General features: G+C 41.0%; 13 protein-coding genes. 1 reads left to right on the forward strand and 12 read right to left on the reverse strand.

The genetic code is table 11. The features are described from left to right. Positions 1 to 1,097 precede the first annotated feature (1,097 nt). Complete coding sequence (hpaB, locus tag NST81_RS10380; protein WP_048623484.1) at positions 1,098 to 2,534, forward strand: 4-hydroxyphenylacetate 3-monooxygenase, oxygenase component; 1,437 nt, start codon at positions 1,098 to 1,100, stop codon at positions 2,532 to 2,534. Positions 2,535 to 2,675: 141 nt separating this feature from the next. Here the strand turns inward: hpaB and NST81_RS10385 are convergent, their stop codons facing one another. From NST81_RS10385 to NST81_RS10440, 12 genes are all read right to left on the reverse strand, one after another. Beyond that, entirely contained in the window at positions 2,676 to 3,878 is a 1,203-nt protein-coding gene (locus tag NST81_RS10385; protein ID WP_048623400.1) for a transposase, read from the reverse strand. Between the two features lie 242 nt (positions 3,879 to 4,120). Next, the gene (locus tag NST81_RS10390) at positions 4,121 to 4,915 is read right to left on the reverse strand and encodes a TIGR00266 family protein (RefSeq protein ID WP_341029785.1); all 795 of its coding nucleotides are present in this window, start codon (positions 4,913 to 4,915) and stop codon (positions 4,121 to 4,123) included. 559 nt (positions 4,916 to 5,474) lie between these two features. Next, positions 5,475 to 6,830 (reverse strand): PFL family protein, encoded by a 1,356-nt coding sequence (locus NST81_RS10395; RefSeq protein ID WP_048623486.1) that lies wholly within the window; start codon positions 6,828 to 6,830, stop codon positions 5,475 to 5,477. A gap of 14 nt (positions 6,831 to 6,844) precedes the next feature. Continuing rightward, positions 6,845 to 7,114: an ACT domain-containing protein gene (locus tag NST81_RS10400; RefSeq protein ID WP_040342136.1), complete on the reverse strand. Its 270-nt coding sequence runs from the start codon at positions 7,112 to 7,114 to the stop codon at positions 6,845 to 6,847. Positions 7,115 to 7,569: 455 nt separating this feature from the next. Beyond that, positions 7,570 to 8,226, reverse strand: coding sequence for an amino acid ABC transporter permease (locus NST81_RS10405; protein WP_004439960.1), 657 nt, complete (start codon positions 8,224 to 8,226; stop codon positions 7,570 to 7,572). A gap of 113 nt (positions 8,227 to 8,339) precedes the next feature. Then, positions 8,340 to 9,122: a transporter substrate-binding domain-containing protein gene (locus NST81_RS10410; protein ID WP_048623488.1), complete on the reverse strand. Its 783-nt coding sequence runs from the start codon at positions 9,120 to 9,122 to the stop codon at positions 8,340 to 8,342. A 293-nt stretch (positions 9,123 to 9,415) separates the two neighbouring features. Continuing rightward, positions 9,416 to 10,921 carry an aldehyde dehydrogenase family protein gene (locus NST81_RS10415; RefSeq protein WP_341029789.1) on the reverse strand — a complete coding sequence of 502 codons (1,506 nt, stop codon included), beginning with the start codon at positions 10,919 to 10,921 and terminating at the stop codon, positions 9,416 to 9,418. Between the two features lie 675 nt (positions 10,922 to 11,596). Further along, positions 11,597 to 12,079, reverse strand: a complete 483-nt coding sequence (locus NST81_RS10420) for a threonine/serine exporter family protein (protein ID WP_004439974.1) — start codon at positions 12,077 to 12,079, stop codon at positions 11,597 to 11,599. Positions 12,080 to 12,152: 73 nt separating this feature from the next. Further along, on the reverse strand, positions 12,153 to 12,908 hold the full coding sequence (locus NST81_RS10425) for a threonine/serine exporter family protein (protein ID WP_048623490.1): 756 nt from the start codon (positions 12,906 to 12,908) through the stop codon (positions 12,153 to 12,155). A 246-nt stretch (positions 12,909 to 13,154) separates the two neighbouring features. Continuing rightward, entirely contained in the window at positions 13,155 to 13,451 is a 297-nt protein-coding gene (gene cyoD / locus NST81_RS10430) for a cytochrome o ubiquinol oxidase subunit IV (protein WP_004439978.1), read from the reverse strand. 1 nt (position 13,452) lies between these two features. Beyond that, positions 13,453 to 14,049, reverse strand: coding sequence for a cytochrome o ubiquinol oxidase subunit III (gene cyoC / locus NST81_RS10435; RefSeq protein WP_048623491.1), 597 nt, complete (start codon positions 14,047 to 14,049; stop codon positions 13,453 to 13,455). Then, entirely contained in the window at positions 14,049 to 16,019 is a 1,971-nt protein-coding gene (locus NST81_RS10440; protein WP_341029796.1) for a cbb3-type cytochrome c oxidase subunit I, read from the reverse strand. The genes cyoC and NST81_RS10440 overlap by 1 nt, the downstream gene beginning before the upstream one ends. Positions 16,020 to 16,063: the final 44 nt, after the last annotated feature.

Consider the following 16,063-nt stretch of genomic DNA (forward strand, 5'->3'; position numbering starts at 1 on the left):
CATATAGCAGCGAAATTCCCAAAATCAAGGATTAGAAATAAAAATTTTCAATTTGCGGCGAACGTTTATAAATGATTAATAGAATGTTTCGATTGTGAACCGTTCAACATTACTCGCTCCATATCGACAACATCCTCCCTATCCAATTTAATAAAAACGTTCACAGAAAACGTCTGAAAAATTCAATACCATAGATAAACCATCCTATCGAATTCTTTGCGTCTATCTCAATCCTTATAGGTAAGATCTAAACAAATATTTATGACTGGGAGAAGAGATGGTGGAAGCGATTTCGATTCCTCATAGGTAATTTCTAAACTGCCAATCTTAATTACAGGCGAAGATGCTTATGGAAAGTTTCTATTCCTAATAGGTAAGATCTAAACCGATCATGGCATATTGCGTAACAAGGGAGAAATCCGGTTTCAATTCCTTACAGGTAAGATCTAAACACAGAAAGCAAAAATGGGAACATTTTTGTTGTTTTTAGGTTTCAATTCCTTATAGGTAAGATCTAAACCAGCATCATTTGCGCCAAGGAAATATCTCGCCTTGGTTTCAATTCCTTATAGGTAAGATCTAAACTCTGTCTTGGCTGTTTCATTTTTGCTAATCTCTTCTTGTTTCAATTCCTTATAGGTAAGATCTAAACCCCAAAAATGATTAAATTTAAAGAAATTTTAACAAACTGGCTTTTTGGGAAACAACTTTTTTCCATTGGAAAAGAGATCAAAATTTCTCTGATTTACTTTCTGTTTCGTTCATTTGCTCTCTTTTTCTTACATTTGAAAAATGTCGTCGATCCCCGGGGTTTCTGCGCTTTATAAGGTCGACGACAAATGAAAAGGTTCTGTAAAAGAAATGGGGATACGACTTTCCTTCATAAAATAAACTCCACTTTTGCTTTTTTATTCCTCGTTCTTTTCCTTTTGAATGGAATTAGACGACGTTATAAGCCCCGTCGTCAAATGTCGATGATAGACTCCGCTTGTCCTATTCCTCGATCCTTCAGAAATAATCCTCCCTTCGTTTTTCACAAGTCATAAAGCTGTCTGCATAAGATATGAATATAGTTTACGACAAAGGTGTGTAGGAAAATGGTGATTACAGGTGATGAATATCTCAAACGAATTGATGCATTAAATAATGAAGTATGGATTCATGGGGAACGGGTAAAAGGGAAAATCACCGAGCATCCCGCTTTTAAAGGAGTGCTGCAAAGTAAAGCAGCTCTTTACGATCTTCAACATGATCCTGACTTGACCAATTTATTGACGGTCCAGCCGCAAGACTCCACGGATAAAATCGGGTTTTCCTTTCATCAGCCAAAGACCATTGAAGATTTAAAAAAAAGAGAGGCGGCTACAAGAATTTGGTCAAAAACGAATGCCGGCCTTATGGGGAGAATGCCCGATTACGTCAATACCGGCATTATGGCTTTGGCATCGGCCAGCGACTTATTCGGCAAAAACGAGTCTATGTTTGGGAAGAACATAAAAAATCTTTATCAAACCGCATGCAAGAATGATTTGTCTTTTACGCATACATTCATCAATCCACAAGTCAATCGTTCTGTTGCTTACTTTGAAGACTCAGATGAGAACATCATTGCGGCGAAAGTGGTAAAAGAAACAAGCGATGGTCTGATCATCAAGGGAGCGCGATTACTGGCTACTCAAGGCGGTATAACGGACGAAATTCTTGTTCTTCCATCAGGGGGCAATTTCGTCGATGAATCTTTTATTTATGCCTTTTCCATTCCCTCCAATACACCTGGATTAAGATTTATTTGCCGCCAATCATTCACAGGCGGCGATTCTCGGTTCGATTGTCCATTAAGTTCCCGATTTGAAGAAATGGACTCTCTTGTGGTGTTCGATGATGTCTTGGTTCCTTGGGAAAGGGTATTTTTATATAAAGATTTGCAAATCGCTTTTCAAATGCTTGAAGATACGAATTTTCACACTCTCCTTCTTTATCAAGCAGTCACTCGAATGATTGTTAAAACGGAATTTATTCTTGGTCTTGCCGAACTGATTATCGAATCCATTCAAATAGGGGAGTTTCAGCATGTGAAAGAGAAAGTGAGCGAAATCATCACGGCTCTTGAAATTATGAAAGGACTCCAAATATCCTCACGGGAAAATGCGAAGTTGAATCAATGGGGAACATTGGTACCGGATGTAAAGCCGCTGCAAGCCGCTATTCATTATTATCCACGCGTTTATCCTAGACTGGTGGAAATTCTTCAATTATTGAGCGGCAGTGGATTGATCGCACTTCCGACCGAAAAAGATTTCGAGTCGTCTATCCGGAAATTTTTAGACCAATATCTCCAAGGAGCCAATTCCTCAGCGGAAGATCGAGTGAAGGTATTCCGATTAGCTTGGGATTTATGCATGAGTGCATTCGGCTCACGGCAAACTCAGTTTGAACGATTCTTTTTCGGAGATCCCGTACGCCTCTCCATCGGATTATATAATTCTTATCCGAAAGAACCATATATCAAATTCGCAGAAAGTTTTTTAATTTGAGTATTTTGCAAAATTAGATTTTTTGGATAAAAGTATAAAAAATAAAGCACTCGACAAATAGCTACCAGCATGTTATTTTACAAAATATTACAATAATCTTGTTTTCGGGCATACCTACAGAATTTTTCACATTGAATTTTTTTAAGCGGCTTTCTTCCCTTTATTTTCCTTTGCCATCGCTAGCGCTGAAACAAGTAATACAATAGCGTTCAGGTAAATATGGGTCTTTACTTTTTCAATTCCCCATACATGTAGGGAGTTCGCCGTAAGGTAGCTTTTCATTCTTGAATTACAGCGTTCTACACTTGTCCTCTCGTTGTAAAGCTCTTTCCAACGTTTTGTATCACGGTGCGGATTGGAATATCGGCGCACATCCTTTTTGATGTCGACTTTTACCACCATTCCATAGTTGGAAGATGAACAGGCTGCCATTCCTAATGGGCAATCCACTTTGCCGGTTGCGTGAGGACATCTGAACTTGAGCTGGTCCTTATCAGCTCCCCAATAAGTCATTTCATAACCCATGGAACAACGCGGAGTTCCATTGGAAGAAATCCCTTCAGGAGGCTCTTTTTCGTTGCGCAAATTGAGCGGGATAATGGCTTGCGCTCCAATGTTTTTGGCTGATTCATAGTTTTTTAGTTGGTCATATCCGCCATCCATGATCAGAAATTCAATTTTGGATTTGGTACGCTCTGCCACTTGCTCTATTAATTCTGGTGCGACTTCTCCATCGTTCACATGGGCAGGGGTTACTTTTATGGCCATTGGCAGTTCGCTTGCGGTATCGACTGAAAGATGCATCTTATAGCCAAACCAGGTAATTTTATTGCCGAAGGAATCATATTTTGCGCCCCAATTGGCATTACCCGTTTGTTCACTACGCTTTTTGGGCTGTTTCTTTTCATAGGCATCAATGGCGGCACTGTCGATGGCCTGGTGGCTGCCGTCAATTATTCCTTCCTCCTGAGCTAACTGTACCAAGTCAAGGAAGATCTTTTCAGCCAGCTTTTTTTTGATAAGTGCCGCAAAAACCCGGCTGAGAGTGGAGATAGACGGTGCGGGGCGATCAATCGATAAACCGCATTGATAACGGAAACGAAGGTCTTTATCCAATCGATGATGAAGGGCGGTAAAGGTGTCGATGCCTTCGAGTGGGGCAGCGATGAGAGCCCTTAGAATCCCTTCTCTGGAATGACCGTCAGCCCCTCGGGGTGAAGAACTTCTCAACTGTTTAGCATAAGGGCGTAAATCAAGCGAGCTAAAAAAGATAGGTAATTTCTCTTTTGACTCTAATTTTTGCAGTTCTTCAAAGGAAAATAGGCTTTCTTGTAGAATATACAAAGTGACTTCCTCCTTTTGAATTTTTGTGGTTTCGTCACTTCAAAAATTCTACATTTTAGGGGTGAAGTCCTTTTTTGTGTCTTTGAAATCCTTATGGCTCTTGGGTCAAAAAATATGCAAAATGCTCAATTTAAACAAAAAAGATTTTTTTATAAACGAAAACAAGTTGATCCTCATAAAATAAAAGCCCACCCATTACGGGTGGGTAAACGAGTGATTAGAATTCTTTCAAAAAGAGGTGATTAATCGTCTCCATCCAGCAGTCGTCCAAGTCCGCCAAGTATGCTTCCCTCACCGGTCGAATCTCCGCCATGGCTAGGAGCATTGGCTAGAACTCGGTCTGCCAATCGGCTAAATGGCAATGTTTGCACCCAAACCGTTCCCGGTCCACGAAGGGTGGCAAAGAAGAGACCTTCACCGCCAAAGAAAGCGGTTTTCACTTTTCCGACATATTCGATATTATAGTCGACATCTTGAGTTAAAGCGACTAAACAGCCTGTATCCACGCGCAACAATTCTCCGGGAGAAAGATCTTTTTTGATAATCGTTCCTCCGGCATGGAGAAAGGCAAGCCCATTGCCTTCCAGTTTCTGCATGATAAATCCTTCTCCACCGAAAAAGCCGGTACCAAGTTTTCTTTGAAATTCAATGCCAATGGATACACCTTTAGCCGCGCATAAAAAAGCATCCTTTTGACAAATGACTTTGCCGTTGAATTGAGTTAAATCAAGAGGAATAATTTTTCCAGGATAGGGAGCAGCGAAAGAAACTCTCCTTTTATCGGATGATTGGTTGGTAAAAACGGTCATAAACAGGCTCTCACCCGTAAGCAAACGTCTGCCGGCACCCACTAATTTGCCGAATAATCCGCTTTTTTGTTCCGTGCCGTCTCCAAATACCGTTTCCATCTCGATGCCGTCTTCCATCATCATCATACCGCCTGCTTCCGCGACCACACTTTCTTGCGGATCCAGCTCAATTTCAACACATTGCATATCATCGCCATGCAATTCATAATCAATCTCGTGAGAATTCATCTTTTCACCTCATTCATCATTGTAAGGCAGTGCAAATGCCAGATTGTAGCCTAATTATATCATGATCCAAATCGTTCGTCCTCCATTAGGAGAGCTTTTTTCGACAGTAAGAAAAAGAAAAGAGTTAAGCGGTAGTTCAATATCGAATCGGTTGTAGATCCCTTATTCCGAGTTAACATAATGTTTTTATGTTGAACTTAAGCCCGATTTAATGAAACATCTAAGCTGCTTGGCTGTTTTAAAATTCATCTATACACGATTAGCTGTAAGTCACTCTAGTGGATACGGGGTTTTTTATTAATGGCTTGCACCTTTGAATTTCAAGATCAGAAATTCGTTTATTTTTTGTGTACATTGTATCAAGACAGCGGGTTGACTTTCATCCATGTTAAGATCCCCTAATTTAGTTAAAAAAATCCGCTTCCATCATTTATAGTAGATCATGGAAGCGGAAAAACGGTCCCATTGACCGGAATGTTTTACTCACTAGTTATCCAATCATGAGACCAGAAAGAAACAAACGATTTCTTCAAAAAGAATATAGTTTGTATTGATTCATTTAATTTTTAAATGAATGGATCGGTGCCGGAATGTGACCGCCGCGGGCGATGAAATCAGCGGAGGAATAAGAATTGACGGCCATAACCGGTGCGCGCCCGAGCAGACCTCCGAACTCGACCATTTCGCCAACCGCTTTACCTGGTGCCGGTATCACCCTTACCGCCGTCGTTTTGTTGTTAATTACCCCAATCGCTGCTTCATCGGCGATCATGGCAGAGATCGTTTCAGCAGGAGTATCTCCAGGGACGGCAATCATATCAAGACCAACCGAGCAAATAGCGGTCATTGCTTCTAATTTTTCCAAGTTCAAAGAACCTCTGTTCACGGCGTCGATCATACCAGCATCTTCTGACACCGGAATAAACGCTCCGCTTAGTCCCCCTACATGACCGCAAGCCATGACCCCACCTTTTTTGACGGCATCATTTAAAAGGGCAAGTGCCGCAGTCGTACCATGCGTTCCCACTGATTCCAGACCCATTTCTTCCAAGATGTGGGCAACCGAATCTCCTATCGCCGGAGTAGGAGCCAAAGACAGATCAACAATTCCGAACGGCACGCCTAAACGTTTGGACGCTTCTTGGCCGACGAGCTGGCCCATGCGTGTGATTTTAAACGCCGTCTTTTTCACAGTTTCCGCGACAACATCAAAGCTTTCTCCTTTTACCTTTTCCAATGCCCGTTTTACCACTCCGGGTCCGCTGACGCCGACATTGATGACACAGTCCGCTTCGCCGACACCGTGGAACGCTCCTGCCATAAACGGATTATCTTCTACAGCATTCGCAAACACAACCAATTTCGCACAGCCTAAGCCATGTTCATCGGCTGTTAATTCCGCCGTTTTCTTTATGACTTCTCCCATTTCTTTAACAGCGTCCATATTAATGCCTGTCCGTGTTGAACCAACGTTTACAGAAGAACATACTCTTTCCGTGGTGGCTAAAGCCTCGGGGATGGATTGAATCAAAATGTGATCCCCTTTATGGTAACCTTTTTGAACCAGCGCCGAAAAACCACCAACAAAATTAACACCTACAGCCTTTGACGCTTCATCGAGTGTTTTCGCAAAAGCCACATAATCTTTTTCATCTGTTGCTCCGGCAATTAAAGAAATCGGTGTCACCGCTATTCGTTTATGGATGATCGGAATCCCGTATTCGGTCTCGATTTCCTGACCTACCTTGACTAAATGTTCCGCTTTCCGCGTAATTTTATCATAAATTTTTTCACGTGCTTTCTTCCCATCCGCATCAATACAATCCAGTAAAGAAATTCCCATTGTAATGGTGCGAATATCAAGCTTTTCTTCTTCAATCATGCGGATGGTTTCTAATATTTTATTTGTTTCCATCGTAAACCCCCAACTTATAAACTATGCATTGAGTTAAAAATATCTTCATGCTGGATTTTGATTTGTACATTCAATTCTACGCCTTTTTCAGCCAGCGCTTTCTTGATCGTTTCAAAACTTTCCGATGCTTTGGATAGATCAAGCATCATCATCATTGTAAAATAACCGTTCATAATCGTTTGACTGACATCTAATATATTAATTTTCAAATCGGCTAATTGCTGGCTAACCCCCGCAATAATACCAATGTTATCTTTTCCGATTACGGTTAATATCGCTTTCACCATTTTTCTCTCCTTCTCTTTCACTATTCTTCTCTGCCACGACAAACTATTATCTCTACTATCTGATTATCTTAATGTCCCACTCCAAGAATAACGCAGATTGAAAGATTTTGCATCATTTATTCATCAGGAAATTTCAATGCTTGTAATTGGGTTATGGAACAAATGGGGGGCCGCCTGGGGAAGGAAAAACTTTTAATAGATAAGGAATAAAGTATAACGGCGGACTTTCGTGGAAAATATAAAGAGCGCCATTGTTTTCCTTTCTTTTAGGGAACAATGGCCGTATTTTCAAAAAACCGTATCAAATCTAAATTCAGATTTTTCAACTTGTGAGATTGCCAGGAGCCTGTTTCTGTAAGGCATTGAGTGAAAAAAATTTACACATTCATTCAAATTGAATGGAAAAACAATCCTAACAGCACACTAAGTTTTATGATAAAAAAGTTCTAAGATTATTCTGACACCCATCTTTTTTCCAAAAAAGTGGCCATCCACGTTAAAAGGGTGATGATGATCCAATACATAACTGCGATCGCCGTCAAAAACTGGAACGCTTTAAAATTAATCGAATAAATCGTTTGAGCTGTATACGTTAATTCCGCCACTCCTATAGTCGCAAACAAAGAAGTATCTTTTAAGCTGATGATAAATTGATTCAAGAAGGCGGGGATCATCCGTTTCACTGCTTGCGGAAGAATTACATGCCTCATCGTCTGCCAATAACTCAATCCCGAAGCTCTCCCTGCTTCCATTTGTCCACGGTCAATAGATTCTATCCCGCCGCGGAAAATTTCCACCAAATACGCCCCCGCATTTATGCTCAAAACAAAAATACCGGCCGTTGTAGGTTCAATCGATCCTTTTATAATCAATGGAAAAACGCCAAAATAAAAGAAAATGAGCTGGACGTAAAGGGGAGTTCCCCTGATTAAGCTGACATAAAATTTGGTAATGGCCCGCAATAGTTTTGACCGAGAGACTCGGAACAATCCGAACACGAGACCGATAATGGCCGCAAAGAAAAGCGAAAATATCGCTAGTTCAATGGTTTTCCATGCTCCTTTCAATAAAAGCGGCATCTGATCCATGACAAGTAAAAATCCATTCATCTTATTCCCTCCTTCAGCTATCGCCACGCTCTTCTCCATCTTTGAACTCTAAATTAAAAGATACAGATTTTCATCATTGATTTGAAAAAGGGTGCTGCGAGTGCACCCTTGCTTTATTTCGGCTTGGTTCCAAAGTATTTTTCATATAATTGATCGTATTTTCCGTTTTTCTTCAATTCCGCCAACCCGTCGTTAAAGTCTTTTAAAAGTTGTGGTTCATCTTTAGCAATCGCAATGCCGTAATCCTCTGTCGTTAGTTTTTTGCCTACGATCTTGAGTTGGGAAGCCGTTCCTGAATGAATTTTAGACATAACAAACGGCAAATCGTTCACTAACGCATCTGCACGACCTTTTTCTACATCCATATAAAGAGTTGGTTCATCTTCTAATATTTTGACATTGGCTCCATACTTCGCTTTCAGCTCATTGGCTTTTTCCAAACCGGAAGAACCTTGTTTCGCAACGATCATTTTTCCTTTTAAATCTTTCAATGATTTGATGGCGCTTTCTTTTTTCGTCACTAAGACCAGTCCAGATTGGTAATATGGTTCGGTAAAATCGATTACTTTCTTTCGGTCGTCGCGTATTGTAATGGCTGCCACTCCGCCATCCACTTGCTTGGACTGCAGTGACGTGATCAAACCGTCAAATTTCATTTCTCTCCATTTCACTTTGTAATGCTTCTCTTTCGCAATTTCTTGAACAATCTCAATATCAAAACCTTTTAACTGGCCATTTTCTTTAAATGAGAATGGAGCAATAGCAGGTTCTGTCGCAAACATAACCGTCCTTTCTTTGGTTCCGCCATTTCCCGACTTTTCCGAGGTTTGGCCACATGCCGTTAATCCAATCGCCAGAAGGAAAACGAATATAATCGATCCAACTTTTTTCATCATTTCCCGCCTCTCTTTTATGCTTATTGCCATTTTCGATCTTTTGAAAATTCGACCCGGATTTCACCCGATTACTTGCGAATGGTATTTATCTTAAAGTGTGCAAAAACTGTCAGCATGGAATTTGCCTCTGCAGCTGCTACAAAGTTTTACGGTACGTAAATTGTAGAGTTCTTGGCCCAAAAGGTTTGCAATGAGGTTTTTCACATTTTGTATAATTCAAAAACTGGTAGAACAGTTTATAAAAATGGAAACGACAAACGTTCTTTTCCCACCCTAATTCACTTCAAGCGATATCATGATTCCACATCGATTTGAGCTCGCTGTAATTTTCCGCTAAAATCGACATACACACTTTTCCATTCCGTAAACACATCCAATGCTGCCACACCGGAATCGCGATGACCATTGCCGGTGCCTTTTGTGCCGCCGAATGGCAGATGAATTTCCGCACCGGTCGTTCCGGCATTAATGTACACAATGCCCGTATCTAAGTCTCGCTGAGCGGCAAACACTCGGTTGACATTTCGTGTATAAATGGAACTGGATAATCCATAAGCAACGCTATTATTCACTTCCACCGCTTCTTCAAAACTTCGAACAGGAATGATGGAAAGCACCGGTCCAAAAATTTCCTCTTGAGCAATTCTCATATCAGGCCGAACATTCGTAAATAAAGTAGGGGCATAATAATTTCCGCCGTCGAGATTTTTTTCTTTAACGATATAACCTCCCGCAAGCAAGTCGGCCCCTTCCTTTTGACCCATTTCTACAAACTCATGTATTTTCTTTAATGCACTTTTGTTAATAACAGGCCCTATTTTGACGTCTTCGTTTAATCCATTTCCGATCGTCAGTTTTTTCATTTCTTGAAGCAGACGTTTTTCCAGTTCGGCTTTTACGTTTTCATGTACGATCACCCGGCTGCACGCTGTACACCTTTGTCCGCTCGTACCGAAGGCGCTCCATATGATTCCTTCCACTGCCAGCGATAAATCGGCATCTTCCATGACAATCACCGCATTTTTTCCGCCCATTTCAAGCGAAACTCGTTTTAAAAGTTTTCCGCCTTTTTCCGCTATCGTCCGTCCTACTTCATTGGAACCTGTAAATGAAATGACATCGATATCAGGATGTTCCACGAGGGCAGTTCCGACTTCGGAACCAGAACCGCAAACAAGATTCATCACTCCTTTTGGCAAACCTGCTTCATCCAAGATTTTCACCAATTCTCTTGCCATTATCGGCGTTTCCGTAGCCGGCTTCCAAATGACCGTATTTCCGGCAACAATGGCAGGGAACGATTTCCACGTAGCAATGGCAATGGGGAAATTCCAAGGAGTGATAATTCCAACGACACCAATCGGAACACGGATGCTCATGGCAAACTTATCATTTAATTCGGATGGCGTGGTTTGCCCAAACAATCTTCTTCCTTCTCCTGCCATATAAAAGGCCATATCGATTCCTTCTTGGACCTCACCGCGAGCTTCCTCAATGACTTTTCCCATTTCTTGGGTGAGGATGCTAGCCAGCTTTTCTTTTCGTTCTTTCAACAACTCGCCAACCCGATACAAATATTGCGCTCGTTGCGGAGCCGGTACACGTGACCATTTTTTTTGGGCTTGTTTCGCCGCTTGGACAGCCAAATCCACATCTTCTTTTGAAGACTGCAATACTTCACCGATCGGTTGACCGTCAGCCGGATTGACGATAGTTACAAATTTCGCTTTCTTTGAAGAAGTCCATTCTCCGTTAATATAGTTGATGACTTTTTCGCCTGAAAGCTGTATGTTTGCCATCTTCCCGCCCCTTTCTTATTGAAACTCTGCATATGCCCTTCTTCACGGAATGGCACGTAGTATACAAACGGACGTATTTGCTTGAAATTCATCAAAGATAATGAAAGTAAAACGGCTATTGCTGTTTTTTAAAGACCTACTCATCCATCTCCGCTGATCTTAAGGGCTCTTTTCTATTTTGCATGGTTTATGCCTGTCATTCATTTATATGAATGGAATCTTCGCTTTATCAACTCATGCAAAAATTTTGGTTTTATCAGTCATACGCTTTGCCATTTTAGTTAGATTTGGACGGAAAATTCAATTTGTCAGCAACAAATTGTATAAGACATTGAAAGCATTTGTATGGATTGACCGATGGAGGATTACTTTGTAAGTCTTTTAAAGAGGAAAATGGTTCGAATATTCAAATTGACTTAAAGGATATAAAAAAATCACGTCTCGTAAAAGACGTGAATAAATGAAATCAAGACTTTATGGGTCGATATATGATGATCCGGAAATGATGGACCTCATTGAAAAAAGTAAAAAAAGAATTTTCATTATAAATCCGCCATTCATTAGATCAAGTAAAAAAAGGAGGGACATTTGTCCAACGCTCCAGATGGAACAATAAAATAGCAAAATCTTACATTCACGGTTTTCTTTTTACGGAAATTTTTCATTCTATAGCTTTCAGCTTTCGATATTCGTGTCCTTATTGTATAAAACACGCCATCTTGCTTTTTGCTTAACACTAAGGAATTTCCGAATAATCAGGTTGACAACTTCCGCAAATACGAGACCCATGGCGATGGCACCTGAAATCAAAAAGACTTTTGCCGCCAATTGGAGAGCGATATTATAGTCATTCTGCACGAAATGCCTCATCGCATCATAGGCCAGCCCTCCCGGTACTAAAGGGATGATTCCTCCGACAGTGAAAATAATGACCGGTGTTTTATACATTTTGGCACAAATGTAGCTGATCACCCCGACAAATATGGATGCGACACAAGAAGCAAACACGCTATCATACTGCATTTCTACTAACCAAAAGTAAATAATCCAGCCGATCATCCCTACCAAGCCGCACTGAAACAAGGAGCTTTTAGGCGCATTGAATATAATTCCAAAACCGGCGGAGGCAATAAAACTCGTAACCATTTGCTCCAGCATCTCTTTTCCCCCTTATTTATGAAGCCACTTCTTCTCGTTAAAATCTTCGAGCCTTTGTCTTTGGTATGTATTTTTATAAAAACGTAAACACAACCGCTATTCCGGTTCCGATCGCAAACGCTGTTAAAAAGGCTTCCGCTCCCCTTGATAATCCTGAAACAAGGTGTCCTGCCATTAAATCTCTCAATGCATTGGTAATGGCTAATCCGGGAACAAGCGGCATCACCGAACCAATAATGATCTTATCCAATTGGTGTCCAATTCCTATTTTGACAAAAAAAGCAGAACTGAGACCAATCATGAGAGACGCTAAAAATTCGGCAAAAAACTTGATTTGAATAAATCGATGAACGTACACAAGAAACAAAAACCCGACGGCACCGGCAATGCAAGCAGCTAGAAAATCGTTCCATTTTCCTTGAAACATGATTAAAAAGCAGCCACTTGAAATCGCAGCCGCCAGAATTTGTTCCCATAGAGGAAATGTAAAGTCGTTTTGATCCATTTCTTTTAATAGTGCATAAGCTTCTCGAATCGTTAATTTCCCGGCACTTATGTTTCTTGATACATTGTTCACTAAAGCTATTTTATGGAGATCCGTTGAACGCTCCGAAATACGGACAAGTTTGGTCGGTTCCATTCCATCCATGGAAAAAATAATGGCTGTTGGCGCAACAAAACAATGGGCGTTTTGAATTCCACATGAAGCAGCGATGCGAGACATCGTATCTTCTACACGATACGTTTCAGCTCCGCTTCTTAGCATAATTTTTCCCGCCAGTAAACATACTTCAATAATTTCCAATGTGGAATGGCCATTCTCTTTCATATCTCTCTCCTCATATCCATCAAATTCGATCCTGCTAAAGTAACAATCCAGTTGAAGTTTATCACAAAAAAATTGAAAATAAAACAGATGATGAGAATCTTTAAAGAAAAGTGTTACAGCTATTCATGACTAGTAGATAAGCTGTCCATCGCCAACAAAATAGGGTCCAGCCCTCCAAACCATCATTATCCACTTGAAATAATGGCAGGTTGTTGGAGGACTAGACCCTTTTTTTACGTTCTATTTTTATTGTACGACACTGTTAAATGTCATAATCCATATAGAACCTATTACAATGGTAATGACAAAAACAATGCCCAGCGCAAGTGCAAAAACATTATATCGCGGTTTCTCAGACTCGCGGATATGCATAAAGAAAACTAACTGGATGACAAATTGCAGAACAGCCATCGTAATGATAGCGGCGACAAGCGCCCCTTTGCTGAATGCATGATTCGTCACTAATAACAACGGGATGATGGTTAAGATAATCGATAAAATAAACCCTGTCACATAAGATTTGAGTGAGCCGTGATTTTCCATGTTACATCACCCCCATTAAATACACAATCGTGAAAATGAAGATCCAAACGACATCAAGAAAGTGCCAATAAAGACCGATCACCGTCAGTTTCCGTTTCGTTTTCACATTCAAACCGCGTTGGAAAAGTTGAATGATCAATCCTATCATCCACAAGATCCCTAAGGATACGTGCAATCCATGTGTACCGACTAATGTGAAAAAGGCAGTTAAAAATGCACTCGTAGAAATGCTTGCCCCTTCATCTACCATATGAGCAAATTCCCGCACTTCCAATCCGACGAAAGACATTCCTAACAAAATAGTGACAATCAGCCAGTTAATGATTTGTTTCTTATTTCCTTTATGCATGGCAAGCATGGCCAAACCGCTTGTAAAACTGCTTGTTAATAGAATGAACGTTTCCCATGTTACTCCGGAAAGTTCAAATATTTCTTTTCCGCTTGGACCATTGGCTATATGGTTAACTAATACGGCATACGTTGCAAACAACGTACCGAAAATTAAACAGTCCGTCACGAGGAAGATCCAGAATCCCATTACTTTCATGGATTCCAGCTCTTCCACATGATGATCATGTTGGGATGTAATCGCGGACATCATACCACCCTCCCCATGGCGGATTCCGTTTCTTTAATTTCTTCGACCGGTATATAGTAATCATCATCGTATTGGAAGGAACGTGCGAACATCGTAGCGGCTACTCCAATTAAGCCGACAACGATCATCCAAACCCATTCAAAGGTAAATCCAAAGCCGGCTATAAACCAGAAGAAAGACATTATAAACGGAATTCCAGTATTTTTTGGCATGTGAATCGGTTCTAATTCTACTTTTTCTTTTTTGTAATCCGGATCCTGCATTTTTTTCTTCATTTCCCACCATGCATCTTGTTCAGGTGCATATGGAACGACTGCGAAATTATAATGCGGAGCCGGTGAAGGAATTGACCATTCCAACGTACGTCCGTTCCATGGATCTCCAGTTGTATCTTTTTCGCCATGTTTGATGCTGTAAATAATTTGCACGGCTTGGAAAATAAATCCGATACCCATCAAGAATGCACCGATGGTCGAAACGAAGTTTAAAGATGCCCAGCCGCGGTCCCAGCCGTATGTGTAAAGACGACGGGTCATTCCCATAAATCCAAGTGCATATTGCGGCAAGAAACATACATAGAATCCGATATTCCAGAACCAGAAGGCCCATTTGCCTAAGCGGTCATTCAATTTAAAACCGAACATCTTCGGCCACCAATAAATCAGTCCAGCTAAATAACCGAACACAACTCCACCGATCAACGTGTTGTGGAAGTGGGCAATTAAGAAGTAGCTGTTATGGTATTGGTAATCAGCTGGAGCAATGGATAGCATAACCCCAGTGGCTCCACCAATAACGAAGCACACGATAAAGCCGATTGTCCACAACATTGGTTGGCTAAACTCGATGCGACCTTTATACATCGTAAACAGCCAGTTAAATATTTTAACCCCTGTCGGTATGGCAATCGCCATCGTCGCAATAGCAAAGAACGTATTTACATCGGCCCCTGCACCCATTGTAAAGAAGTGGTGAGCCCATGTGAAATAAGAAATGACGCTGATCAGAATTAATGAAAAGACCATTGATTTATATCCAAAAATTTTCTTTTTGGTGAAAGTTGCAACCACTTCTGAGAAAATACCAAATGCCGGCAACACAACGATATAAACTTCAGGGTGTCCCCACATCCAAATGAGGTTGATATACATCATCGGGTTTCCAGCACCGGTCATCGTAAAGAAATGTCCGCCAAGGAAGCGGTCAATATACAACATGGCCAGCGTAGCCGTAAATACCGGGAACGAGAAAATAATTAAAATACAAGAAGCAAGCACCGACCAAGTAAAGAGCGGCATTTTCATAAGCTTCATGCCTTTTGCTCTCATTTTCAAAATGGTGACTAAGAAGTTAATTCCAGTTGCTGTACTTCCGATACCTGAAATATTGATACCCCAAACATAGAAGTTTTGACCTGGACCGCTGCTGTAAGGAATTTCAGAAAGTGGAGGATAACTTAGCCAACCGGCGTTCGGCGAACCTCCGATAACAAACGATAAGTTGAACAGCAGTGCTCCAAAGAAAAACATCCAAAAGCTTACTGCATTTAAAAACGGATACGCAACATCACGAGCACCGATTTGTAACGGAACGGCGATGTTAAACAATCCGAACATCAACGGCATCGCCATAAATAAAATCATAATCGTTCCGTGCGTCGTGAAAATTTCATTATAGTGGTTTGAATCAAGAAAATGCAGACCTGGCATCGCCAACTGCGTACGCATTAATAAAGCATCGACTCCTCCTCGGAAAAGCATTAAGAGGGAAGCGATAATATACATGATCCCAATTTTTTTATGATCTACAGTTGTCAGCCATTCACGCCAAAGCCAACCCCATTTTTTATAACGGGTCAGCACATAAACGATGGCCAATGACACTAATACGATCGCAACGTCTGCCCCGTATATCATCGGTTCTCCCGTTACGAAGAACCCGGAAGAGAAATCTTTGATTTTCTCCCACATATCGTTTCCTCCTTTTCCTTCTAAAAGGCGATCAGAATCATCGA

Origin of the sequence: Bacillus sp. FSL W8-0223, assembly GCF_038006805.1 — a bacterium.
GTDB classification, from domain to species: Bacteria; Bacillota; Bacilli; order Bacillales; family DSM-4216; genus Bacillus_O; species Bacillus_O smithii.

Bases quoted from the DNA above. Each gene is read 5' to 3' on its own strand.
- hpaB (WP_048623484.1), top strand. From the start codon at position 1,098: ATGGTGATTACAGGTGATGAATATCTCAAACGAATTGATGCATTAAAT.
- NST81_RS10390 (WP_341029785.1), bottom strand. From the start codon at position 4,915: ATGAATTCTCACGAGATTGATTATGAATTGCATGGCGATGATATGCAA.
- NST81_RS10395 (WP_048623486.1), bottom strand. From the start codon at position 6,830: ATGGAAACAAATAAAATATTAGAAACCATCCGCATGATTGAAGAAGAA.
- NST81_RS10405 (WP_004439960.1), bottom strand. From the start codon at position 8,226: ATGAATGGATTTTTACTTGTCATGGATCAGATGCCGCTTTTATTGAAA.
- NST81_RS10410 (WP_048623488.1), bottom strand. From the start codon at position 9,122: ATGATGAAAAAAGTTGGATCGATTATATTCGTTTTCCTTCTGGCGATT.
- NST81_RS10415 (WP_341029789.1), bottom strand. From the start codon at position 10,921: ATGGCAAACATACAGCTTTCAGGCGAAAAAGTCATCAACTATATTAAC.
- NST81_RS10420 (WP_004439974.1), bottom strand. From the start codon at position 12,079: ATGCTGGAGCAAATGGTTACGAGTTTTATTGCCTCCGCCGGTTTTGGA.
- NST81_RS10425 (WP_048623490.1), bottom strand. From the start codon at position 12,908: ATGAAAGAGAATGGCCATTCCACATTGGAAATTATTGAAGTATGTTTA.
- cyoD (WP_004439978.1), bottom strand. From the start codon at position 13,451: ATGGAAAATCACGGCTCACTCAAATCTTATGTGACAGGGTTTATTTTA.
- cyoC (WP_048623491.1), bottom strand. From the start codon at position 14,049: ATGTCCGCGATTACATCCCAACATGATCATCATGTGGAAGAGCTGGAA.
- NST81_RS10440 (WP_341029796.1), bottom strand. From the start codon at position 16,019: ATGTGGGAGAAAATCAAAGATTTCTCTTCCGGGTTCTTCGTAACGGGA.